Origin of the sequence: Butyrivibrio sp. VCD2006, assembly GCF_000423925.1 — a bacterium.
GTDB lineage: Bacteria > Bacillota > Clostridia > Lachnospirales > Lachnospiraceae > Butyrivibrio.
On sequence record NZ_AUIX01000037.1, the window covers coordinates 1 to 22,048 of the forward strand.

Genomic DNA, 22,048 nt, shown 5'->3' on the forward strand with positions numbered 1-22,048 from the left:
TCAGACTTCGTATGTGCATTTGGAAGCACTGGAAAACTCCGCAGAATAGAGCAAAGAATCTTATAAAACTTGGAGTTCCTAAATGGGCTGCATGGAGAACCGCATATTCAAAAGGATATGCAAGAGTCTGTCATGCATCTGATATATCCCAAGCTATAAGCAATAAGAGATTAGCCTCATTCGGACTAATCTCTATGGTAGACTACTACACCAAAAGGTGTGTTACTTGTTAAGTTGATTGAACCGCCGTGTACCGAACGGTACGCACGGTGGTGTGAGAGGTCGGAATTTCTCAATTAAGAGAAATTCCTCCTACTCGATTATTTTTTTTGCTTCATGCTTGGCTTGCTGAACATGAGCTTGGGGATGAGGCATTAAAAGCCCTTGCAGATGTTTTTCATAAAAATTCCGATACAGGTCTTTTATATGGAAGATGGGGCGGAGAGGAATTTTTACTCATTGCACCTGAAAATGTGACATATGCTGAATTTGTTGATTTGCTCGAGAACATTAGAAAGCAGATTGAAGGATTATCACTTAAAAGTGGTGGGATGATTGTAAAGTTTACAATTTCCATAGGAGCAGCAACTTATAAAAAGGGGATGACCTCTGAAAAACTCGTAAATTCCGCGGATGACAGGCTATATGCCGCAAAGGAGTCAGGTAGAAATAAAGTGGTTTACGAGTGAGATTTTTGGTATAATAAATATGTGCAAAAAATAGAGTGAAGATTTATCTATATGAAGATGTGTTATTGAGATTCTAAAGCATAGGAGGTAATTGACATGACGATTATAGATAAGATTTTCGGGGAGCGCGAAGGCGTATATAAGACTCCCTCAGATGATGAGCTTCAGATGGAGCAGACCGGTACTAAGGAGAGAAAGCCTAAGGCTGAGATCTCCGAGCAGGATACAGTGGCGTTTACGGAGCGTGATAGATTCTGGGAGGGGATGAAATAATTATTTAGCACGTTGACACTGTACCGCGCTAGTGTTATTATTTGTAGCAAGATTTGAATAACGTAGATAGAGGTTGCGTATTTTATCAGTACGGATTCTGATGCGACAGGCGCAGGAGAGGAACCCCGAAAGGACAATACGCCGAAGGATGAATTCTCCTGTAGAATTTAGACCTGGGCATACAGTTAAGAGCTGTATGACTGTCATCGCAAGATGGGGAGCTATCGTGCTAATTTGATCAATGTTGATTTTTGAAGCTAACTCTCTGTGCGATGGGAGTTAGCTTTTTCAATGCATTAAAGGATATAGCATAAAAAAGTTCTCATGATCTATCGCATTTGGTATAATACTTATTCGGGATATTTTCCGGCAGTAATGAAAAGGAGACAGCTATTATGGCAGTATTTAAGGGAGCAGGAGTTGCAATCGCAACACCGTTTTATGAAGATGGATCGGTTAATTACGATGAGTTCAAGAGACTGATCGATTTTCAGATTGAGAATGGAACAGACGCCATCATTGTGTGCGGCACAACAGGTGAGAGCGCTACCATGACAGAAGAGGAGCACATGGAGGTTTCCAGATTCTGTATTGAATATGTAAACAAGAGAGTGCCCGTAATTGCAGGAGCAGGCTCTAACTGCACCAAGACAGCTGTTGACCTTTCAATCGATGCAGCTAAGGCAGGAGCTGATGCGATCCTTTCCGTAACACCTTATTACAACAAGGCAACTCAGGAAGGTCTTGTGCAGCACTTTACAGCGGTTGCCAAGGCGGTTGATATTCCGATCATACTTTATAATGTGCCCAGCCGTACAGGCTGCAACATTCAGCCCGAGACAGTGGTTCGAATGTGCAAAGAGGTTGATAACATCGTTGGTATCAAGGATGCAACAGGCAACCTTGCTCAGACCTCTAAGATGATGCAGCTTGCAGATGGATGCGTTGATCTTTATTCAGGTGAGGATGGACTTGTAGTACCGATCATGTCACTTGGCGGACTTGGTGTTATCTCTGTATTGTCAAACGTAGCACCGGCTCAGACTCATGAGATGTGTCAGAAGGCCCTGGAAGGCGATTTCGCAGCTGCAAGGAAGATTCAGCTCGATGCACTTCCGCTTGTTGATGCACTTTTCAGTGAGGTTAATCCTATCCCTGTTAAGGCAGCTCTTGAGATGATAGGCTTCAAGGCAGGCCCGCTCCGTCTTCCTCTTACAACTATCACAGAGGAGCACAGAGTGGTTCTTGAGAGAGAGCTTAAGAAGTTTCTTGGTAAGTGAAGATTAAATATGAATTTAGATCCTTATCTGGCAGGATTGATTGGCAAAAGCCTTCTCCTTGGGGGAGAAGGTGTCAGCGAAGCTGACGGATGAGGGGATTGGAGACGTATGATTAAAGTAATTATGCATGGCTGTAACGGCAGAATGGGTCACGTTATTGCCGATCTTGTGAATGCAGATGAAAACGTGGAGATTGTTGCAGGTGTTGACGCTTATGGCGAGAGCACCTATAGCTTCCCTGTTTTTGATTCTATAGAAAAATGTGATGTTGCTGCTGATGTGGTAATTGACTTCTCAAACGCGTCCGCAGTCGACAATCTACTTAAGGTTTGCAGTGAAAAGTCACTTCCCGTGGTACTTTGCACCACAGGCCTTTCCGATGAACAGCTCTCTAATGTGAAGGCTACATCTGAAAAAATCGCAATTCTTAAGTCTGCTAATATGTCAGTTGGAATCAATACCCTTATGAAGGTTCTTAAGGAGATTTCACCTGTTCTTGATGCTGCGGGCTTTGATATTGAGATTGTCGAGAAGCATCACAATCAGAAGCTTGATGCACCCAGTGGAACAGCACTTGCGCTCGCTGATTCAGTAAATGATTCTCTTTCCGAGAAGTGCGAATATGTCTACGACAGAAGCACAAGACGCGAGAAGCGTCCTAAGAAAGAGATCGGTATTTCCGCAGTACGTGGCGGTACTATCGTGGGAGATCATGATGTTATCTTTGCAGGAACTGATGAAGTCATCACTCTTTCACACAGAGCATATTCCAGAAGCGTTTTTGCAAAGGGTGCTATTGAAGCTGCAAAATTCCTCGCAGGAAAGCCTGCAGGAATGTATGACATGAGCGACGTGATATAACGTAGAATTGAGAGAGCTGCTTTGTAACGGAGCAATTTGTGTTATACCAAAATAAACAATTGAGGAATACACATGAGACTTAGACCCTGTATAGACATACATAATGGACAGGTTAAGCAGATTGTGGGCAGCAGCCTTAGAGACAAAGGTGATTCTGCAGAGGAGAACTTTGTATCGGAACAGGATGCTGCTTTTTTTGCACGACTATATAAAGAAAAAGGGCTTCGGGGCGGACACATTATTGTGCTAAACGCAGCAGACAGCCCGTACTATGAAGCATCGGTGAATCAGGCGATTTTGGCGTTAAAGGAGACCCCGGGATATCTTCAGGTCGGAGGTGGAATAACCGCTGAGAATGCCTGGAGATTCCTTGATTCAGGCGCTTCACATGTAATCGTCACAAGCTATGTCTTTAAGAATGGTGAAGTTAATTACGAGAATCTAAGGAAGCTTCGCGCTGAAGTTGGAAAAGAGCACCTGGTCCTTGACCTTAGCTGTAGGGAGCAGGATGGCAGGTATTACATAGTGACTGACAGATGGCAGAAGATGACAGGTGTCGAGGTAAACGAGAATACGCTGAATGAGTTCTCTGATTACTGCGATGAATTCCTGGTTCACGCTGTTGATGTTGAAGGAAAACAGTCAGGCATAGAAACAGAGGTTGCTTCTATTTTGGGAGACTGGGGAAAAATTCCTATCACCTATGCCGGCGGAGTTCATAGCTTCGATGATCTTAAGGAGCTAAGAAGCTTTGGAGGCGGCAAACTTGATGTTACCGTCGGAAGTGCACTTGATATTTTTGGCGGGAACATGGCGATTGACGATATAATTGCAGAATGTAAAAAATAATGAGTTTTCAGGAAGGGCGGCCATTTGAGGCTGCTCTTTTTATTGCTTTCCAAGGAAAAATAAAGAGTTGAAATACAATCATAAAAGAGTTATATTGTGTATACATGGCTTTAAAATATGATTACAGAAAACATATTGTTTTTTCACATGTTTCTTGGAGGGTAAAAGGAAATGCACAAATTTTCATTAAGTCGAGCTGCATTATTAGGTGCTTTGGTGATAACGGCGTTCTCAGTTACCGGAAATGGGAAGGCTGTCGCAAAAGCAGCTACTGATTCCGGTGAATATGTTATCACATCTGAGAATGAATCATCTACGGTTGCATCAAAAATCAGCGAAGAAGAAGCGTTGGAAGGCTTTATGCTTAAAGGCGCAAAATCTAAAAATTCTCCCAGAGTCAGAAACAGCAACAGAAGAACTTCTCTAAGAGGCCTTAATGTAGAGTTGTATGATGAGGTAAAAAAGGCTGCGACCGAAATTGCAAATGGTAATAGAAGTTCAAGTGAGGTTACAGTTACCATAAATGTTAAGGAGCTTCTTGGCTCTGAGTGGAAGGATAGGTACACGGCTGCTGATCTTGGAGTAAGTACTCTTTTTGGTTCTAACAAGGAACTTACTGACGCAGCTAATACTGCACTTTGCAATCTTGTTCCTTATGATCCAAGCTTGATAGTTGGCGCAGTGGTTACCGATAATCCCTATGAGTTTTACTGGTTTGGCAACCGTTTTTCATATTCGAGTGGTGTTCCTTTTAGTTACGACTATTCATACTCCTATATCCACATTTATGAAGAGGTTGATATAGAAATTTCTTTGTGCGTTTCTGCAAATTACAGCGTAAGCGGTCAGGAAGGAACATTTTCGGTTGATACAAACAAATGTAAAGCTGTTGTGAGTGCCGCAAATAACGCTAACAGTATAATCGCTGCAAATGCATCAAAGAGTGATTATGAAAAGCTTAAGGCCTACAACGATGCCATATGTGAGCTCAACGAGTACAACGATTATGCAGCAAAGAACAAAATACCATATGGCAATCCCTGGCAGATGATATATGTGTTTGATGGCGATCCGACAACAAATGTTGTATGTGAGGGTTATTCAAAGGCATTTAAATACCTCTGCGACGGAAGTACCTTTAGCAGTAATCTGATTGAATGCTATACGATTACAGGAGAATTATTAGGTTCTTCAGGTTCCGGCGGACACATGTGGAATCATGTAAGAATGGATGACGGAAAATATTATCTTGTTGATGTCACCAATAATGACACAGGAAGTGTCGGATATCCGTACAAGCTGTTTTTGACAGGCTTAACTGAGATACAAGCTTCATCTCAATACCATAATTATACACTGGGAGTAGGCTATTTCTATGACTCCAATACCAGAAGCTTATATACAGCAAAGGAATTGGCTCTTTCAGCTACCGACTATCAGGTACCTTCAAATGATGAGAATCAGAATGAAGCACTTTCATATGAAATTGAGTTTAGGCCGACTTTTCCAGGTGGAATCATAAAGCAGGGAGAGGACATGGAGCTTGTCTTTGATCTTATGGATGATGATGGAAAAGGGCATTATCAGGAGCTTAAAGACAATATTGAATGGAAATGGGAATGGATAGGAGATGTACCTTTTAGCTACGCAACAGGCAATCCTATGCAGATCTCTAATACAGGTAGCACTCCGGTAGGAGATTATACAACAAGGCTTTATGTATATCTGAAAGACAATGGAGTGGAGCGACTTATAGATTCCGCTGAATTTGTTGTTACGGTACAGGCTGCCCAGACTCAGGAACAGACTACGCCAAGCACAGGCGGAGACCAGAATCCACCGGCAAATGATCCAGATACGCAAGGCGGAACAACAGATCCGAATACAGATGAGGGTCAGAATCCTCCGGCAAATGATCCAGATACGCAAGGTGGAACAACAGATCCGAATACAGATGCTGGTCAGAACCCTCCGGCAAATGATCCAGATACACAAGGCGGAACGACAGATCCGAATACAGACGGAGGTCAGAATCCTCCGGCAAATGATCCAGATACGCAAGGCGGAACAACAGATCCGAATACAGATGTTGGTCAGAACCCTCCGGCAAATGATCCAGATACGCAAGGTGGAACAACAGATCCGAATACAGATGAGGGTCAGAATCCTCCTGCAAATGATCCAGATACACAAGGCGGAACGACAGATCCGAATACAGATGCTGACCAGACTCCACCGGCAAATGATCCAGATACGCAAGGCGGAACAACAGATCCGAATACAGATGAGGGTCAGAATCCTCCTGCAAATGATCCAGATACACAAGGTGGAACAACAGATCCGAATATAGATGAGGGTCAGAATCCTCCTGCAAATGATCCAGATACACAAGGTGGAACAACAGATCCGAATACAGAAGAGAGTCAGAATCCTTCTGTAACCAATCCAAGCACTGAAGAGGAACAGACTACACCGACTACACCTGTAACCAATCCAAGCACAGAGGAAGGTCAGAACACTCCTGCAACCGATCCTGCAGCCGCTGAAGAGCAGAGCACACCTGCCGTACAGCCCAGCCAGAATCAGGACAGTACCACTGATAATACTCCGATAAATACAACTGAGGAAACTCCTACTCAAAATACAGAGGATGTACTTCCTCCTGATGGCAAGATCACAGCAGGCAATGTAGATGTTCAGGTAAATGCTTCCGGAAATGCTACAGTAGCCAAAGAAACCGATAAGAGCGTAAAGAAGGTTTCAATCGGAAGTACTGTAGAATACAACGGACAGGTATTTAAGGTTACAGCAATTGAAGCAAATGCCTACAAGAACTGTAAGAATCTTACATCAGTAAATCTCGGATCCAATCTCGAGAAGATAGCAAGCGGTGCATTTAAGGGATGTAAGAACCTTAAGAAAATCACTATTAAAGCCAATAATCTTAAGTCTGTAGGAAGCGGAAGCTTCAAGGGAATTAAGAAGGGCTGCAAGATAACAATTACCTGTAAGGATAAAAAGAAGTACGATAAGCTTGTAAAGATGTTTAAAAAGGCCGGAGCAAAGAATGCCAAATTTGTATTCAAAAAAGGCTGATACAGCTCCTGAATGAACATAATAAAACAGATCCATGGTTTTGAATATTCCACGGATCTGTTTTTTTATTTGGAGAAAAGATTTTTTAATTAAATTAGAATGAGAATCTGGATACGAAATCCTGAAGCTCCTGAGCGTTTGCGGCAAGCTTGTCGGAAGCTTCCGCAACCTCATGTGTTGAGGCTGTCTGCTGCTGAGAAGCAGCGGATACGTTCTGGGTCTCATCTGCAACGCTTACACTCATCTGCTCGATCTTCTGGATGTTGTCAGCGATGGTCTGTGTTCCGCCTGAAAGCTGGTCCACAATTTCACTCATGCGGGCACTCTGCTCAGATACGGAGTGTACACGGTTAACGATCTCGTTGAAGGTATTACCTGCCTCATTAACTACTTCAGAACCTTCTACAACGCTCTGGGCACCTTCACGCATGGACTCAACAGCCTGTTCTGAACTTGCGGTAATATCGCTTATAAGTTCTGTGATCTTGCTGGCTGCTTCGTTTGACTGATCAGCCAGTTTGCTGATCTCACTTGCTACAACCGCAAATCCCTTACCCATTTCACCGGCTCTTGCAGCCTCGATGCTGGCATTGAGGGATAGGAGGTTGGTCTGGCTTGCAATCTCTGCGATCGTATCAACGAAGGAGTCAATGTTCTTTAACTTATCGCCAAGGCCTTCAACCATAGCAGCGGTAGTTTCAACAGATTCCTTGATGGTATCCATCATTGTGGTTGCACGGTTCATATCGGCTGCACCCTTGCTTGCAGCTTCGTTTGTTGCGGAAATCATGTCGTTGGAAGTTACGATAGCATTCTGGAATTCCTGCATGTTGCTTATAAATATCTGAGTCTCATCACTTGCGCCTTCAACGGCTGTGATCTGGCTTGTGCAGGAGCCTGCAACTGTTGTACAGGAATTAGCAACCATCTCACTGGCTTCAGCGGACTGTGATGCACTTGCTGAAAGCTCCTCGGAGGCTGATGCAACATATGCTGTAGTGTCGGAGATCTTTTCCATAAGCTCGCGAATATTGCGATGAAGAGTATCAAGCGATTCGGCGATTGTACCGATCTCGTTTCTGCTTTTTGCGAGCGGACGAATCTGCTTCATATCTTCGTTGTCGCTGAAATCACTGTTTGACATCTTATCCATTTCATTGGAGATAAGAATAATAGGCTTTGTGATTCTTTTTCCGATGTAAAATGCTACAATCAGTCCTAGGATGGACATAACGATAAGGATCATGAGTGATTTGAGTATACTCTTGTTTAATGCTATGTTTGCTGCTTGTGTATATTCGGCCTCCAGAGCATCAATGTGGTCAACCCATACACCTGTACCCATTACCCAGTCAAAAGGCTGGTAATAAGCTGTGTAATTGATCTTGGGCAGCGGCTCTGTCTCATTGGGCTTTGCGAACATAAGCTCTGTATATCCGCCGCCATCCTGCATACCGTTCTTGATCATTTCCTGGATGAATTTGGTTCCGTTAGGGTCAACGGAATCCCATCTGGACTGACCCTCTGTATCTCTTCCGAGAAGAACCACGTTTATACCCTTTGAAGTATCTACCCAGAAGTAGCCGGAGCCATCATTGTATTTTAAGTCTCTGATAATGTCGGCAGCCTCTTTCATGGCCTCTTCCTGCGTCATTTCACCTGCCTGATATCTGGCATTCATAATTTCGCAGACACTCATGGCTTCCTGAGTTTCATTTTTCAGCTCTGTCTTGATATCGGTAAGTAGACGCTCTCTATATGCTACGGTTTGCTCCTTTGTCGTAGCGATAGAGCTGTTAATGGTGAAAAGTTCAACGATTATACCTGTCGCGATAACGGCTCCACCAATTGCTATCAAAAGTGAATACAGGAGTGACATATTTCTGGTTGGTCTTCCCATAGTTTAAATTCCTCCTCATAAATGTTTTTTCCGAACATAATTGGAAAAATATTTAATTGTACATGATAAATAATAACATTTATGAAATTGTGATAACAATTAAGTGGGTATAAAATTTATCTAAAGTAGATGGGAGAGAATAACCGAACAGAGCAGACTCAAAAAACCCATCCGGATAACCGGATGGGTTCTATGATTAATCATTTGTACACTTGCTGATTCTATATATTAAGAATAAGGCACATTGTAGTCTTGATTAAAATGTTTGGTCGTTAATCAAAGCTTGTTTACGTTAACGGCCTGCGGTCCTTTTTCGCCCTGGATTACATCGTAATCAACTGCAGCGCCCTCGTCAAGAGACTTGAAGCCCTCCATGTTGAGTCCTGAATAATGTACGAATACATCATTGCCTGCCTCATCAGAAATGAAGCCGTAACCCTTCTGGTTGTTGAACCACTTAACTGTACCCTTGTTCATAGCTTACCTCCACTAAAAAATAAAAAAATAGTTCTTATCGTCAAAAGCGTAAATCAATTGACGATATGTTGTATTAAAACAACATAATTAGGATATCACAGGGGAGGCTAAAAGTAAAGGAATTATTAAAATATTCGCGAAAAAAATCACAATTTACAACAGTTGGATGGCATTGCTTTACTTTAATTGTTTAGTGTGTTAAAATATGCAAGCAGTGAAGTAAATTATCGATATAAAGTAAATTGTGTTTCAACTTATAAAGTGATATATTTTTTAGGTTGCTCTTATATGTAGCAACAGGGGATTACATATTAAACACATGGAGGGTAGCATGAACAAAAAGATAAGAACTGAAGCGGTGGATCACCTTTTTGAGGCGATCTTATCACTTGATGATAAGGAAGAGTGCTATAGTTTTTTCGAGGACTTATGTACAGTAAATGAGCTTATGTCATTATCACAGAGATTTGAAGTTGCAGCTATGCTCAGGAAGCATAAGACTTATCTGGAGATAGCAGAGAAGACAGGCGCATCTACAGCCACTATCAGTAGAGTAAACAGATCTCTCAACTATGGAGATGACGGTTACGCACTTGTATTTTCCAAGATGAAAGAGCAGGCATAATGCAGGAGCCTATAATCGGGCTAAGCTTTTTTAACGGGATTTTGCAAAAAAAATGAGAGAACTATTTCTGGTGAATCATATCACACAGGAATAGTTCTCTTTTTTTATTTATTTTCTTAAGCTATATAAGCTTTTAGTTTGCCTGAGCTCTTTCCTTTGCCAGTTCTGCTGATGTCTTCTCAGTAGTCATCTGACATTTTCCCTGGAAAATCGCATTCTCGTCGATAACAAGGGTCTTTGCTGCAAGATCGCCAATAAGCTTGCCTGTATCACTGATTTCAACCTTGCCCTGGGGTACGCTTACGTTCCCCTGAATCTCGCCTGCAAGGAAGAGGTTTGCGGCAGTGACTGTTCCGACGATTTTGGCCTCCTGACCGATAATAAGCGATCCGCCAATTGTTACGTTGCCATTGATAATGCCGTCTACTCTGGTGCTCTCCTTGGCTGTGAAGGGACCGTCGAGTGTTGCGCCTGCAGCGATAAAAGTGGTTATCGGTTCAGCTGCGACATCGATAGAACCTTCGGATTTTCCATTACTAAAAAGTGCCATTGTATGCCTCCTGTTTTTTGACGCTGTTATCCGTTGATTTCAACCATGTCTTCGGGATTTATAAATGCGCCGTCTTTCTTGATCTGATATCCGAGCTTAGTGTTGTTTTCGCCAACAACAAAAAGAGTTGTGCCTTTTGATACCGTGTCACCTTCGTGAACGAGGCTTTCACCTGCATTCCTGTAAATTGTTACATATCCGTTGCCGTGATCGATTGTTATACAATTGCCATATTTTACATCTGCTGTCACAGAGGCTACTGTACCTGCTCCGGAAGCAACTATAGTTGAATTGGCTTCTGTTGTGAGAATAAGGATAGGATCAAGCCCGGTTGTATCAATTTCTGCCTCGGAGTTTTCTTCCTCGCCATCTTCATCATCGGCATTTTCAGCCTTAAGCTCTATTTCTGTTGAGTTGGGATCGTCGTAGGAATTTTCCATGGAAGCTGTTCCTGAGATGGGAAGAAGTGAAGGGATACTAAGTTGTTCCTCCTCGGCTGCGGACTGTGCCTCAGCTTCTACCTTCTGATTGAGTGCCTGACTAAGCTGTGAGACTTCATTTTCAAGTTCTGAATTTTCCTGAGTAAGTGTCTTGTTGATTTCATCAAGTTCCGCAATTTTCAAATCCTGCTGTGCAGTGTACTTCTTAAGTGAAGATACTGTTATCGCAGAGTGGATAAAAAAGCATATTGCTGCAACAACGATTGCGAATAAAGAAAATGCAAGAACCTGTGCGGCTACGTGGCCCAGATGAAAGCTACCACTGCTGCCATCGGAATCACCTGAAATGATCATAAAAGTGTAGTGGCGCTTATGTCTGTGTTTTTTTGGTTTATTTATGTCTGCCATATAAAACCCCCAATATAAATCGAATTTACTATATCATACTTGGAAAAAACCCACAACTTAGGAATAGCTTAATGTCTTGTCAGTTATTGCGCCTTCTGTGGCGATAGTAACTATGATTTACATTAGAGCGAAAAAATACTATAATATGTAAGATTGTGACGAGTTCGCAATAACATTTCGAAATACAAACATTGGAAGTGAGGTTACATTATGGCATTATTACAACAGTGGCGTGATATGGCTTATTCAGAGAAAGCTGATAAGGCACAGCTGCAGAAACTATGGACAGATTATTTTCAGAAGGAAAAGGACATCTATGCAATCCTTCTTAAGAATCCCGATGAGGTAGTTAAGGGAACTGTTAAGGAGCTTGCTGAGAAATATAGCGTAGACATAATGACAATGACAGGTTTCCTTGATGGAATCAATGATTCACTTAAGGAAGAGAACCCCATTGAAGAGATGGAAGAGGATACAGAGGTTCAGCTCGGTTTCGATAAAGAGCTTCTTTACAAGAACATGGTAGCAGCAGGTGCTGACTGGCTCTATGGCCTTGAGGAGTGGAACGAGATCTTCTCAGAGGAGAAGCAGAAGGAGCTTTACAAGGAGCAGAAGGCTTCACAGACTGTTCGTAAGGAGAATAAGATTTATCCTAACGATCCCTGCCCGTGCGGAAGTGGCAAGAAGTATAAGAAGTGCCACGGTAAAGGCAAGAACTAAGGAAGAGGCCCCTCATCCGTCAGCTTCGCTGACACCGTCTTCGCTCCGCTTCGGTTCGCGCAGAACCGACGTCCCCCGGACGTCGTGCGCCCCCCAAGGGGAAGGCATTAAATAATTGTCTGCTCCCAGGGGTAGGCATATAATAAAAGCCTTCCCCCTCTGGGGGGAAGGTGCCCGAAGGGCGGATGAGGGTTAAAAAAATAAACAACTGTGCCCGGTTGGCATGGAGAAGGAGAAAAATTATGACAAAAGAAGAATTCAAAGAAGTGTATCGCCATTCATTGGCACACATCCTGGCAAAGGCCGTAATCGAGCTTTACGGTGCAGAGACACAGTATGCAATTGGTCCGCAGGTGGCAGACGGTTGCTACTATGATTTCGTTTTGCCCAAGGCTGTTACTGAGGATGATTTCAAGACCATCGAGGATAAGATGCGTGAGATCATCAAGAGAAGAGAGGACTGGACAAGAAAAGAGGTTTCCAAGGAAGAGGCTCTTGAAATTTTCAAGGATCAGAAGTTCAAGACAGAGCTTATTCAGGACCTTCCCGAGGGTGAGACAATCACTACTTATAACACAGGTGATGATTTCATCGATCTGTGCCGTGGACCTCACGTTGAGAACTCTCAGGAGCTGATGAATGTTTCATATAAAATAAAGGCAGTATCAGGCGCTTACTGGAGAGGCGATGAGAAGAGAGATTCAATGACCAGAATCTATCTCTATGCATTCCCTTCAAAGGATGAGCTTAAGGCTCACCTCAAGATGATTCAGGAAGCATTGGAGCGCGATCACAAGAAGATCGGTGCTCAGCTTGATCTTTTCATGTTCGATGAGACTGCTCCCGGAATGCCTTACTGGCTTCCGAGAGGATGGAGAATGTACCAGAAGCTCCTTAAGTTCTCAAGAGATATTCAGGAGAGACACGGTTATACAGAGATCGCAGCTCCCCTTATTGATAACAAGAAGCTGTGGCTCATCAGTGGTCACTGGGCTCACTACATCAACAACATGTTCATCGTACCCGGAATTGCAGGTCATGTTCAGGCTGACACAACTATTCCGGATGTAGCAGAGAGCATGGATGAGGATGCAGCTAAGGCTCCCGTTAAGATCGAGAGAGGCTCTGTTATTTACAACAGAGAAGCACTTGATACAATGGGTGCTAAGCCTATGAACTGCCCTAATGCCATGATGACATACAAGAGAACAGTTCACTCTTATAAAGAGCTTCCTATTCGTTACAGTGAGTACGATGTACTTCACAGAAAAGAGAAGTCAGGACAGATGAACGGACTTTTCCGTGTACAGGAGTTCAGACAGGATGATGACCATACATTCGTAATGGAGTCACAGATCCAGGATGAGATTGCAGATATCATCTCAATCGCAGACGAGATTTATAAGACATTCGGTGTTACCTACAGAGCTGAGTTTTCTACACGCCCGGATGATTTCATGGGTGATATCGAGGTTTGGAACAGAGCAGAGGCTGCTATTAAGAGCATTCTTGATAAGAAATATGGCGAGGGTGGCTATGAGATCAACGAAGGTGATGGTGCTTTCTATGGCCCCAAGATTGACCTTCAGATCAAGGATGCCCTTGGAAGAGAGTGGCAGTGCGGTACGGTACAGCTTGACTATCAGCTTCCTCACAACTTTGGTCTTACATACCAGGCTCAGGATGGAAGTCTTGAGATGCCTGTTGTTATCCACAGAGCTATCTATGGTTCCCTGGAGAGATTCATCGGTATCATCATCGAGAACTTCAAGGGTGCATTCCCGTTCTGGCTCAGCCCTTACCAGGTTGGTGTTGTTCCGATCCGTGTTGAGCACAATGAGTATGCTAAGAAGGTAGCAGATCTTCTCTTTGAGAATGGTATTGATGTTGAGGCTGATTACTCAGACAACAACATGAAGGAGAAGATCAAGAAGTTCAAGAACTACAAGGATCCTTACATCATCGTTCTTGGTGACAAGGAGGCAGCTGAGAATACTGTTTCCATCAACGTTCGTGGCTCTAACAAGCAGATTCAGAACGTACCTCTTGAGAAGTTCGTAGAGATATGCAAGAAGATGAACGCTGAGCACACACTTGAGCTTATCGATTCTGTAGAATAATTGTTACTGTAAGGTTTAAACAGTAACGAATAATTTTGATTTTTCAGAATTTACTAACAGCGGCGGGACAATCACCCGCCGCTGTGTTACATTTATGGATGGATATTTACCTGAATTATTTTTGTAAGGAGATAATGGATTGCGAGTAAAGAAACTTATATCTTTAATCTGCGTAATTACAATAACTGCTTTTCTGGGAGGACGCATCCACGGGCTTGCTTCTGCCGGCGCAGGCGCTGCTTTGGAAAAAATCGTTGAGGGTGAGGAGGCTTCTGATGAGGGCTCCGTTGAAGAATCAAAAAACGGTGGAATGAAGAAGCTTCCGGAATCCCTTAGTTGTTCTTTTATAGTTCCTGAAGGCTTCCATGCTTCAGAGGATGAACCGGGCGTATATTTAAATGAATACTATCCATTGGAATCGGCTAATATCAGCTATTCTGTTTCAAAATTGCCGCAGGACAGGGTTCTGACTAACGCTCAGAAGGCAGCAGGCGAATCACCTGACGCCGGAAATGTTGAATTTAAATACGACGAGCTGACCGGAGAAATGTATGAGACCATCCAGAAGGAAAACTATGAGGCCCTTTACGGCGCCAACATAGGCTTTACCTTGGAGAGCTTTGAGAATAAGGATTTTGACGGCTTCCCTGGATACCTTATAAAAACATCCTTCACACCCGAAGGCTCCCAGACAATACATCAGATAAGTGCCATTGTACTGTCTAAGAACAAAGTCTACACAATCGTCTATTCAAGAGCAGACGATGACGATTTCGAAGATGTGATAAACGAGAGCATCTCCACAATCCATGTCTTACCTAAAGGCTAAAACAAACGCCCCGGCAAATATATATGTGCATCCCCGCTCGATTATACGCGAAGCGTAACGAGAGCGGGATGTAAATATATATTTACCGGGGCGTATATTCATACTTAGAATATATCCATAATTTTAGAGTAATCATTTGCGGTAGGTATCTTGCGGATGGCTGTATCGGTGAAGACGTTGGCTCTAAGCAAATCTTTTTTGTCCGGATGCCGCTGTCCCTCATCGAAAATTGCAATCATTCGATCTACGGCGCTGTCACCAAGCTTTGGCCGAAGTGCCTCATAGCGATCACGTATGGTTACCGGCATACTTCCCTGGCAAAAATAAGAACCCAAATATCTATTGTCATCTGGCAGCCACACCGTTGCCATCGATTCAACTGATTTATAATAATCCGGATCGTTGCCCATTCCGCAGGTACCGAAGAAGGCAACATTTTTTCTGTGCAAAGAAGTAATAAGGTCTATGATTTCAAGAGAACAGGTGCCACGGTTAACCCAATAGCCAATAAAATAAGTCTCGGCATCATGTCTTCCGTTCCAGCTTCTTACATTGATCTCTTCTTTGGAGTCGGAAGGAAGTGCATAGAAAATTTCATCAGCTATCTGTTTTGTATTTCCTGTTTCACTTGCATAGACCACTAAATACTTCAGCATGTTTTTCTAAGGCTTCCTGAAAAAATTCCTAATCTTGTCTGTAAACTTTACAAAGGCCTCATTTTCTCGATAACGTCTCGGAATATTTTTTGAAAAAAGACGAAAATAACTGTAAATGAGTAAAGCAATAGTAATGTAATAAAATACTAAACCCATAGGGGCTATAAACGATAAAATAAGAAAGATAACTGCAAAAATAAGACAGGTCTTGGTTAGTCTGTCGGTTCCGTATGCGCCATATCTTCCCTGAAAAAATCTATAGAGAAAATCTTTCATCAAAATACACCTTTAAAAAATCATCTAGTGTTAACGGAACACCCCCATCAATCTTAAGGAAAGTATAGTTATTAAGGCACGAAAAAACAATGAATCGCATATAAATTACTCTTAAAAAACCATAAATGCTTTATTACCAAAATTGAGAGTGCCTAAGTTCTCCGCACATTAAATTTGTGGTATTATGTATACGATTATTTTATTTTGCGGTACTATGCCTAGGCCGCAAAATTGTAATTTGGAGGAAAGTATGCAAATTATTATTGTAGGCTGCGGTAATGTTGGAGCAGCCCTGACAGAACAGCTCAGTGGCGAAGGCCATGATGTTACGGTTATTGAGGAAAAGCGTGATGTCATTCAGAGTGTTGTCAACAACTTCGATGTTATGGGAATCATAGGTAACGGTGCAAGTTACCTTGTCATGAAGGATGCCGGTATAGAATATGCTGACCTGATGATAGCAGTTACGGGAAATGATGAACTGAATCTCCTGTGCTGTCTTATTGCGAGGAAGGCCGGTCATTGTAGCACAATTGCTCGTGTTAAAAATCCAATTTATAAAAGAGAAATTAATTTTATTAAAGAAGAACTGGGACTTTCACTTGTTGTTAATCCCGAGGAATTATCTGCCGCTGAAGCTGCAAGGCTTCTTAAATTCCCAGCAGCTACAAAGATAGAGACCTTCGCAAGAGGCCGTGCCGAGATCGTGCACATGAGTGTTAACGAGGATTCCAGAATCTGCGACAAGTCTCTGAAAACAATACAGTCAGAGATCAGAAGTAAGGTCCTTATTGCGGTTGTTTCCCGTGCGGATGAGGTTTTCATCCCCAACGGTGATTTCGTGCTTAGAGCAGGCGATGAGCTTACAATTGTCGGAGCCTCCAGAAGTATTGCAGAGTTTTTCAGAAAAATCGGAATGCCGACGGCAAGAGTTCACTCCGCGATGATCATCGGTGGCGGTTCAACATCTTATTATCTTGCCCAGCAGCTTATTTCTTTCGGTATTGATGTAAAAATATTCGAAAAGAACCTTGAGAGATGTAAGAAGCTCTCAGATCTGGTGCCCCAGGCGCTCATCATCAATGCTGACGGAACAGATAAGGATGCCCTTATGGAGGAGGGGCTTATTGGCACAGAGTCCTTCGTGGCAATGACTAACCTTGATGAAGAGAACATCATGCTCTCCATGTATGTTAAGAGCGTTAACCCCAAGGCTAAGCTTATTACCAAGGTTCACAGGGTAAATTATGGCGAGATCATAGGCTCCCTTCAGATAGGAAGTATCATCTATCCCAAGAACATTACAGCCCAGAGAATCGTGCAATATGTACGTGGAATGAGTAATTCCATGGGCAGCAACAACATAGAAGCGCTTTATAAGATGAATGATGGCAAGGTTGAGGCTCTGGAGTTCTTTGTAAGTGAAAATGCTCCTGTCATCGGCAAGCCTTTGGCGCAGATGAATCTGAAAAAAGGAGTTCTTGTGGCACTTATTAACCGAAAGGGAGAAATCATTTCTCCTACAGGTTCCAGTGTGATCGAAGCAGGTGATACGGTAATCATCATCACCAGCCAGCTTGGACTTCAGGATATTTCCGATATCCTTGATTCGAAAAAATAATTGAGAGCACACAGAATTAAATAATAAGTGCTTTCGGGAGATTGATTATGAATTATAAAATGATCCGTTATCTGCTTTCAAGAGTTCTTCAGATAACAGGAATTCTTATGGTACTACCGCTTTTGGTAGCTATCATTTATAAAGAGTATGGATGTGCACGCATGTTTTTCCTGCTCATCATGGGCTGCCTTGCCGTGGGCTCTGTGGGTGCACATTTTAAACCTAAGAATTTCGCTATTTATGCCAGAGAGGGCTTCGTAACAACGGCCCTTACCTGGATACTCATCAGTATGGTGGGAGCTCTTCCCTTTGTACTGTCCGGTGTCACACGAAGCTATGTGGATGCACTGTTTGAAACCATTTCAGGACTTACGACCACAGGATCCACAATCCTCACAAGTGTAGAGATGTTTTACAGCGTTCAGTTCTGGCGCACATTTACTCACTGGATCGGAGGAATGGGAGTACTTGTATTCATCCTTGCGATCATGCCTATGTCCGGCGGATATAGCATGCATCTGATGAGAGCAGAGAGCCCGGGCCCTTCTGTAGGAAAATTTGTACCTAGGGTTCGCGATACAGCCAAGATTCTTTATCTTATTTACATTGGAATCACGGTTGCTGAGGTCGTTCTTTTACTTATTACGGGACTTAACCTTTATGAGGCGCTCACCACTTCATTTGCGACGGTAGGAACCGGAGGATTCGGAATAACAAATGCCGGAGCCAACGACTTTTCCACTGCATCACAGATTGTTATCATTATTTTCATGATCCTCTGCGGAATCAACTTCAGTGTGTATTACTACCTGATCACATTCCGTCCGAAGGATGCGATTTCCAGCGACGAGGTTAAGCTTTATCTGGGACTCATGTTTGCATCAGCCACACTTATAGCAGTAATGATCTATTCAGATGGAATCACGGCTACACCCTTTGAATCATTCCATCATTCGCTTTTTACAGTGGCATCTGTTATGACAACTACCGGATTTGCGACTCTTGACTTTAACCAGTGGCCGCAGCTCTGTAAGACGCTTCTTGCACTGCTCATGCTGCTTGGTGCTTGTGCCGGTTCCACCGGTGGTGGATTTAAGCTCTCAAGGTTTATAATTCTTATAAGAGCTTTGAAAAATGAACTTATTTACATCGTTCATCCCAAGTCGGTTAAGAAGGTCTATATGGATGGACATCCGATAGATACAACTGTTGTTAAGTCAGTGTCGGCATATCTTAGTATGTATGTTGTGATTTTCATTATCTCAACGCTTCTTATTTCATTTGATGAGTTTGATTATGAGACTAACTTCACGGCGGTTGCCGCAACGCTGAACAACATAGGACCCGGTCTTAGTATGGTTGGTCCTACCGGGAACTTCAGTGCTTATTCGGATTTTTCAAAGCTTGTGCTTATGTTTGATATGTTGGCAGGAAGACTTGAGCTCCTTCCGATGCTCATTCTTCTTTCACCCAGAACATGGAGTAAGAGATAACAAGAAAAAGTTTTTAGAGGGGGAATAATATGGCAGCAATAGCTAAGGACATTAATCCTAAAGATTTTTATGATGCGATCGTGCGCTTTGATGAGAGCGACGAAGCTCAGGAATTTTACTATCAGGTAATGGACCTTCCTACAGGGAGAACGAACAGTGATGGCAGTGAGGAGACTGTGAGAGACAGAATCCTCAAGGCCTACGCCGTTTTGTTCTGCGAGGAAGCAAACCTTGAACCCGGCGCAAAGGCAGGAGTGGATGAGGTTGCAGATACAGCCGACAGACTCTATATCGGAGGAGCCGGTTACGACCCGCAGCACTGGTACAGAATGAAGTACCATTTTCCTGTAATCGACGATGACAATTACGACAGATTTGCGGCGCTTGTACTTTCGGATATGAACGCCGGTCCTCTTCACGACGCGGCACTTAATGACGGTGATACGCTGGTTGTTGGCGAGGCGGATCCTCTTCATATGACGAAGGAGCAGAGAGAGAACCAGAAGGTTAAGTCTGTATCCTTTGAGGGAGGTGCAAAATGACGATAATTGCGGTCGATGACGATAAAACCTCCTTAAAAAAGATTGAGAAAGCCCTTACCAAGGTAAAACCTGATGCTACATGCTATTTCTTCGACAGCTCTCTTTCAGCGCTGGCTAAGGCCCGCGAGGAAGAAATTGATGTGGCCTTTCTTGATGTGGAAATGCCGGAGCTTTCCGGTATTGATCTTGGAAAATATCTATCAGAATTAAATCCCTATATCAATTTAATATATGTTACTGAGAACACCGATTATGCCTACGAAGCAATGAAGCTTCATGCAAGCGGTTTTGTAAAAAAGCCTGGCTCGGAATCTCTATTGAAGAATGAACTGGATATCTTAAGATATCCGGAGATGCGCAAGAATTATAAGAGAGTTTTCGCCCAGACCTTCGGTAACTTTGAGCTTTTTGTGGATGGAGAGCCCGTGGAGTTTAAGTATAAGAGGACTAAGGAAATAGTCGCTCTTCTCGTAAGCAATAAGGGTGCTCAGACTTCTAACGGTGAGATCATCGCTAACCTCTGGGAGGATGACGGTGATCCTGAGAAGAAGCTTTCATACCTATGTAATCTGCGTCAGGATCTTCAGAATACCTTTAAAAAGCTAAAGCTTGAGGGAATTATCCTTAAGCAGAGGGGAAGCCTTGCAATAGCAAAGGACAGAATAGAGTGTGATCTCTATGACTGGCTTGAAAAAAAGAAGGATTCAAAATACCGCTATACCGGCGACTTTATGAATCAGTACAGCTGGTCTGAATTCTATCATGCAGAGCTGGACGAAATTAGCTACGAACTGGAGGATGAGGATTTTTAAAAGTTCGCAATTTATGTCATACAAATGGACTACATTTTAAAAAAGTGATATATATTACTGATGTGTGATAGTTCTGTGATATATCACATGATAATTTTGTACTTGCGAACAGACAAAATTATAAAAACATTTTCGAGGGGAGAATTAAAAATGAAAACAAAAACACTTTCTATCATTCTGACAGGTATTATGGCATTATCTTTGGCAGGCTGCGGAGCTACTACAACTTTTACGGAACAGTCCGCTGATGACACCGTTGCTGCTGAGCAGGCTACTGAAGACATCGTTGAAGACGATACAGCAAAGTCTGATACTCCTGATTTTTCCAATGTATTTTCAACAAAATATTTTGAGATTACCATTCCCGATAACATCGCTGATCTGGCTACAGTTGAAACGAGCGATGACAGAATCGACATTTATGATAAAGAATCAAAGGATGCAGGCTTTGGCGGTCTTATCGTAAGCTTGTGGGCAGTACCGGTACCGAAGGAATATGCCGGCGGTCCTTATGTAAAGATCGGTGAGCTTTCCGACAAGAACAACAATACTTGCGAAATGATTCGCGGCAGTGCAACAGAGATTCAGTGGGATTACAACATCGAAGAGATGCCTGAGAATTTCAAGAAAGTTAATGACTCCGTTGACGCTATCATCGCAAGCATTATCGGTATCAACGGCTACGACTACAATGAAGGTGCAGGCATGAAGGGTGCAGACCTCTATGGTGATGTCCTTGAGAAGTATGTAACTGCTGTAAATGAGGACTGGGATGCTAACAAGTATGAAGCTGAAGATATGAGCCCTCAGTTCGTAGAGGTTACTGCAGCTGCTGATGACAAGCTTTCTGCTATCGGTTATGCATATGCAGATATTAACTGCGACGGCATTGATGAGCTTTTCCTTGGTGAGATCGCAGACGGTGACTTCAAGGGTGTCGTTTATGACGTATATACCATGGTAGACGGAGCTCCTGCTCATGTTATCTCAGGTACAGCAAGAAACAGATATTTCAACTATGATAATGATTTCCTTGTAAATGAGTGGTCAGGTGGCGCAGATGAGTCCGGAACAGACTTACTTGCTCTTATGAACAATGACACAGAGCTTGTTTACCAGGTTGGCTATAAATACGATGGCTATACAGATGAAAAGAATCCCTGGTACAGAAGCTATGACGGACAGGAATACGAGCAGATCGATGAAGCTGCTTTCAAGTCATCAACAGATGAGTTCGCAGCAGGCTACGTAAGATTCGATTACACTCCTCTTTCCGAGAGATAATTAAATAAAACTTTCCATACCCGAAAGCCAGAAGAACCTCAGTCTCTTCTGGCTTTTTCCAATATCTATGACTCTGTGGACACCGGACAGGCTTACTTCTTACTTCCTATGCCGAAATTCCAAAATCTGCCTCCGGTTATATGTGTGATTTTGCAACATGTTTGAGTGATTTTCAGGCGATAGCGCTGCCGGTATCTACCGTTTTCACTTCCGTTATCTTCGAGAGATTTTTCTAATGCCCATACAT

General features: G+C 42.9%; 20 protein-coding genes, 1 pseudogene and 1 riboswitch. Of the genes and pseudogenes, 16 read left to right on the top strand and 5 right to left on the bottom strand.

Annotation, left to right across the window (positions count from 1 at the left end):
• From G586_RS26800 to G586_RS25065, 7 genes and pseudogenes are all read left to right on the top strand, one after another.
• Positions 1 to 233 (top strand): annotated as a pseudogene (locus G586_RS26800) (group II intron reverse transcriptase/maturase); the annotation flags it as partial.
• A 96-nt stretch (positions 234 to 329) separates the two neighbouring features.
• Positions 330 to 689, top strand: coding sequence for a GGDEF domain-containing protein (locus tag G586_RS0112925; RefSeq protein ID WP_026528094.1), 360 nt, complete (start codon positions 330 to 332; stop codon positions 687 to 689).
• 96 nt (positions 690 to 785) lie between these two features.
• Positions 786 to 962 (top strand): hypothetical protein, encoded by a 177-nt coding sequence (locus G586_RS26175; protein ID WP_155834160.1) that lies wholly within the window; start codon positions 786 to 788, stop codon positions 960 to 962.
• Positions 963 to 1,021: 59 nt separating this feature from the next.
• Positions 1,022 to 1,194: riboswitch (Lysine riboswitch) on the top strand.
• Between the two features lie 163 nt (positions 1,195 to 1,357).
• A complete protein-coding gene (gene dapA / locus G586_RS0112935; protein ID WP_026528095.1) occupies positions 1,358 to 2,242 on the top strand; it encodes a 4-hydroxy-tetrahydrodipicolinate synthase in 885 nt (294 codons plus the stop codon).
• A gap of 108 nt (positions 2,243 to 2,350) precedes the next feature.
• The gene (gene dapB / locus G586_RS0112945; protein ID WP_026528096.1) at positions 2,351 to 3,103 is read left to right on the top strand and encodes a 4-hydroxy-tetrahydrodipicolinate reductase; all 753 of its coding nucleotides are present in this window, start codon (positions 2,351 to 2,353) and stop codon (positions 3,101 to 3,103) included.
• 72 nt (positions 3,104 to 3,175) lie between these two features.
• A complete protein-coding gene (gene hisA / locus G586_RS0112950) occupies positions 3,176 to 3,952 on the top strand; it encodes a phosphoribosylformimino-5-aminoimidazole carboxamide ribotide isomerase (RefSeq protein WP_026528097.1) in 777 nt (258 codons plus the stop codon).
• Positions 3,953 to 4,123: 171 nt separating this feature from the next.
• Complete coding sequence (locus G586_RS25065; protein WP_051204790.1) at positions 4,124 to 7,048, top strand: leucine-rich repeat protein; 2,925 nt, start codon at positions 4,124 to 4,126, stop codon at positions 7,046 to 7,048.
• Positions 7,049 to 7,142: 94 nt separating this feature from the next.
• Here G586_RS25065 and G586_RS0112960 read toward each other — a convergent pair whose 3' ends face one another.
• Positions 7,143 to 8,948: a methyl-accepting chemotaxis protein gene (locus tag G586_RS0112960; protein WP_081674364.1), complete on the bottom strand. Its 1,806-nt coding sequence runs from the start codon at positions 8,946 to 8,948 to the stop codon at positions 7,143 to 7,145.
• 276 nt (positions 8,949 to 9,224) lie between these two features.
• Positions 9,225 to 9,425 (bottom strand): cold-shock protein, encoded by a 201-nt coding sequence (locus G586_RS0112965; protein WP_022761586.1) that lies wholly within the window; start codon positions 9,423 to 9,425, stop codon positions 9,225 to 9,227.
• A 331-nt stretch (positions 9,426 to 9,756) separates the two neighbouring features.
• On the opposite strand from G586_RS0112965, the gene G586_RS0112970 reads away from it, so the two are divergent.
• On the top strand, positions 9,757 to 10,050 hold the full coding sequence (locus G586_RS0112970) for a YerC/YecD family TrpR-related protein (RefSeq protein ID WP_026528099.1): 294 nt from the start codon (positions 9,757 to 9,759) through the stop codon (positions 10,048 to 10,050).
• Positions 10,051 to 10,183: 133 nt separating this feature from the next.
• Here G586_RS0112970 and G586_RS0112975 read toward each other — a convergent pair whose 3' ends face one another.
• Entirely contained in the window at positions 10,184 to 10,600 is a 417-nt protein-coding gene (locus G586_RS0112975; RefSeq protein ID WP_026528100.1) for a bactofilin family protein, read from the bottom strand.
• 26 nt (positions 10,601 to 10,626) lie between these two features.
• Positions 10,627 to 11,448 carry a murein hydrolase activator EnvC family protein gene (locus G586_RS0112980; protein WP_026528101.1) on the bottom strand — a complete coding sequence of 274 codons (822 nt, stop codon included), beginning with the start codon at positions 11,446 to 11,448 and terminating at the stop codon, positions 10,627 to 10,629.
• 210 nt (positions 11,449 to 11,658) lie between these two features.
• On the opposite strand from G586_RS0112980, the gene G586_RS0112985 reads away from it, so the two are divergent.
• From G586_RS0112985 to G586_RS0112995, 3 genes are all read left to right on the top strand, one after another.
• The gene (locus tag G586_RS0112985; RefSeq protein ID WP_026528102.1) at positions 11,659 to 12,168 is read left to right on the top strand and encodes an SEC-C metal-binding domain-containing protein; all 510 of its coding nucleotides are present in this window, start codon (positions 11,659 to 11,661) and stop codon (positions 12,166 to 12,168) included.
• 242 nt (positions 12,169 to 12,410) lie between these two features.
• Positions 12,411 to 14,288, top strand: coding sequence for a threonine--tRNA ligase (locus G586_RS0112990; RefSeq protein WP_026528103.1), 1,878 nt, complete (start codon positions 12,411 to 12,413; stop codon positions 14,286 to 14,288).
• A gap of 139 nt (positions 14,289 to 14,427) precedes the next feature.
• Positions 14,428 to 15,117: a hypothetical protein gene (locus G586_RS0112995; RefSeq protein ID WP_026528104.1), complete on the top strand. Its 690-nt coding sequence runs from the start codon at positions 14,428 to 14,430 to the stop codon at positions 15,115 to 15,117.
• A 104-nt stretch (positions 15,118 to 15,221) separates the two neighbouring features.
• Here G586_RS0112995 and bilS read toward each other — a convergent pair whose 3' ends face one another.
• A complete protein-coding gene (bilS, locus tag G586_RS23055) occupies positions 15,222 to 15,773 on the bottom strand; it encodes a flavodoxin family protein BilS (protein WP_051204791.1) in 552 nt (183 codons plus the stop codon).
• 526 nt (positions 15,774 to 16,299) lie between these two features.
• Between bilS and trkA the strand changes: the two genes are divergently transcribed.
• The 5 genes from trkA to G586_RS0113030 all read left to right on the top strand — a co-directional run bounded on the left by trkA (position 16,300) and on the right by G586_RS0113030 (position 21,801).
• Positions 16,300 to 17,670, top strand: coding sequence for a Trk system potassium transporter TrkA (gene trkA / locus G586_RS0113010; protein ID WP_026528105.1), 1,371 nt, complete (start codon positions 16,300 to 16,302; stop codon positions 17,668 to 17,670).
• A 47-nt stretch (positions 17,671 to 17,717) separates the two neighbouring features.
• Complete coding sequence (locus G586_RS0113015) at positions 17,718 to 19,163, top strand: TrkH family potassium uptake protein (protein WP_026528106.1); 1,446 nt, start codon at positions 17,718 to 17,720, stop codon at positions 19,161 to 19,163.
• A 29-nt stretch (positions 19,164 to 19,192) separates the two neighbouring features.
• On the top strand, positions 19,193 to 19,705 hold the full coding sequence (locus G586_RS0113020; RefSeq protein ID WP_026528107.1) for a hypothetical protein: 513 nt from the start codon (positions 19,193 to 19,195) through the stop codon (positions 19,703 to 19,705).
• Positions 19,702 to 20,517 carry a response regulator gene (locus G586_RS23065; RefSeq protein ID WP_051204792.1) on the top strand — a complete coding sequence of 272 codons (816 nt, stop codon included), beginning with the start codon at positions 19,702 to 19,704 and terminating at the stop codon, positions 20,515 to 20,517. Before G586_RS0113020 ends, G586_RS23065 begins: the two co-directional genes overlap by 4 nt.
• A 150-nt stretch (positions 20,518 to 20,667) precedes the next feature.
• Complete coding sequence (locus G586_RS0113030; protein ID WP_026528108.1) at positions 20,668 to 21,801, top strand: hypothetical protein; 1,134 nt, start codon at positions 20,668 to 20,670, stop codon at positions 21,799 to 21,801.
• Positions 21,802 to 22,048 lie beyond the last annotated feature (247 nt).

Excerpts from the sequence above, each read along its gene's own strand:
- G586_RS0113030 (WP_026528108.1), top strand. The coding sequence starts at position 20,668 with ATGAAAACAAAAACACTTTCTATCATTCTGACAGGTATTATGGCATTA.
- G586_RS0113020 (WP_026528107.1), top strand. The coding sequence starts at position 19,193 with ATGGCAGCAATAGCTAAGGACATTAATCCTAAAGATTTTTATGATGCG.
- G586_RS0112960 (WP_081674364.1), bottom strand. The coding sequence starts at position 8,948 with ATGGGAAGACCAACCAGAAATATGTCACTCCTGTATTCACTTTTGATA.
- hisA (WP_026528097.1), top strand. The coding sequence starts at position 3,176 with ATGAGACTTAGACCCTGTATAGACATACATAATGGACAGGTTAAGCAG.
- G586_RS25065 (WP_051204790.1), top strand. The coding sequence starts at position 4,124 with ATGCACAAATTTTCATTAAGTCGAGCTGCATTATTAGGTGCTTTGGTG.
- G586_RS0113015 (WP_026528106.1), top strand. The coding sequence starts at position 17,718 with ATGAATTATAAAATGATCCGTTATCTGCTTTCAAGAGTTCTTCAGATA.
- G586_RS0112990 (WP_026528103.1), top strand. The coding sequence starts at position 12,411 with ATGACAAAAGAAGAATTCAAAGAAGTGTATCGCCATTCATTGGCACAC.
- dapB (WP_026528096.1), top strand. The coding sequence starts at position 2,351 with ATGATTAAAGTAATTATGCATGGCTGTAACGGCAGAATGGGTCACGTT.
- dapA (WP_026528095.1), top strand. The coding sequence starts at position 1,358 with ATGGCAGTATTTAAGGGAGCAGGAGTTGCAATCGCAACACCGTTTTAT.
- G586_RS26175 (WP_155834160.1), top strand. The coding sequence starts at position 786 with ATGACGATTATAGATAAGATTTTCGGGGAGCGCGAAGGCGTATATAAG.
- G586_RS0112975 (WP_026528100.1), bottom strand. The coding sequence starts at position 10,600 with ATGGCACTTTTTAGTAATGGAAAATCCGAAGGTTCTATCGATGTCGCA.
- G586_RS0112985 (WP_026528102.1), top strand. The coding sequence starts at position 11,659 with ATGGCATTATTACAACAGTGGCGTGATATGGCTTATTCAGAGAAAGCT.
- G586_RS0112980 (WP_026528101.1), bottom strand. The coding sequence starts at position 11,448 with ATGGCAGACATAAATAAACCAAAAAAACACAGACATAAGCGCCACTAC.
- bilS (WP_051204791.1), bottom strand. The coding sequence starts at position 15,773 with ATGCTGAAGTATTTAGTGGTCTATGCAAGTGAAACAGGAAATACAAAA.
- G586_RS0112970 (WP_026528099.1), top strand. The coding sequence starts at position 9,757 with ATGAACAAAAAGATAAGAACTGAAGCGGTGGATCACCTTTTTGAGGCG.
- trkA (WP_026528105.1), top strand. The coding sequence starts at position 16,300 with ATGCAAATTATTATTGTAGGCTGCGGTAATGTTGGAGCAGCCCTGACA.
- G586_RS0112965 (WP_022761586.1), bottom strand. The coding sequence starts at position 9,425 with ATGAACAAGGGTACAGTTAAGTGGTTCAACAACCAGAAGGGTTACGGC.
- G586_RS23065 (WP_051204792.1), top strand. The coding sequence starts at position 19,702 with ATGACGATAATTGCGGTCGATGACGATAAAACCTCCTTAAAAAAGATT.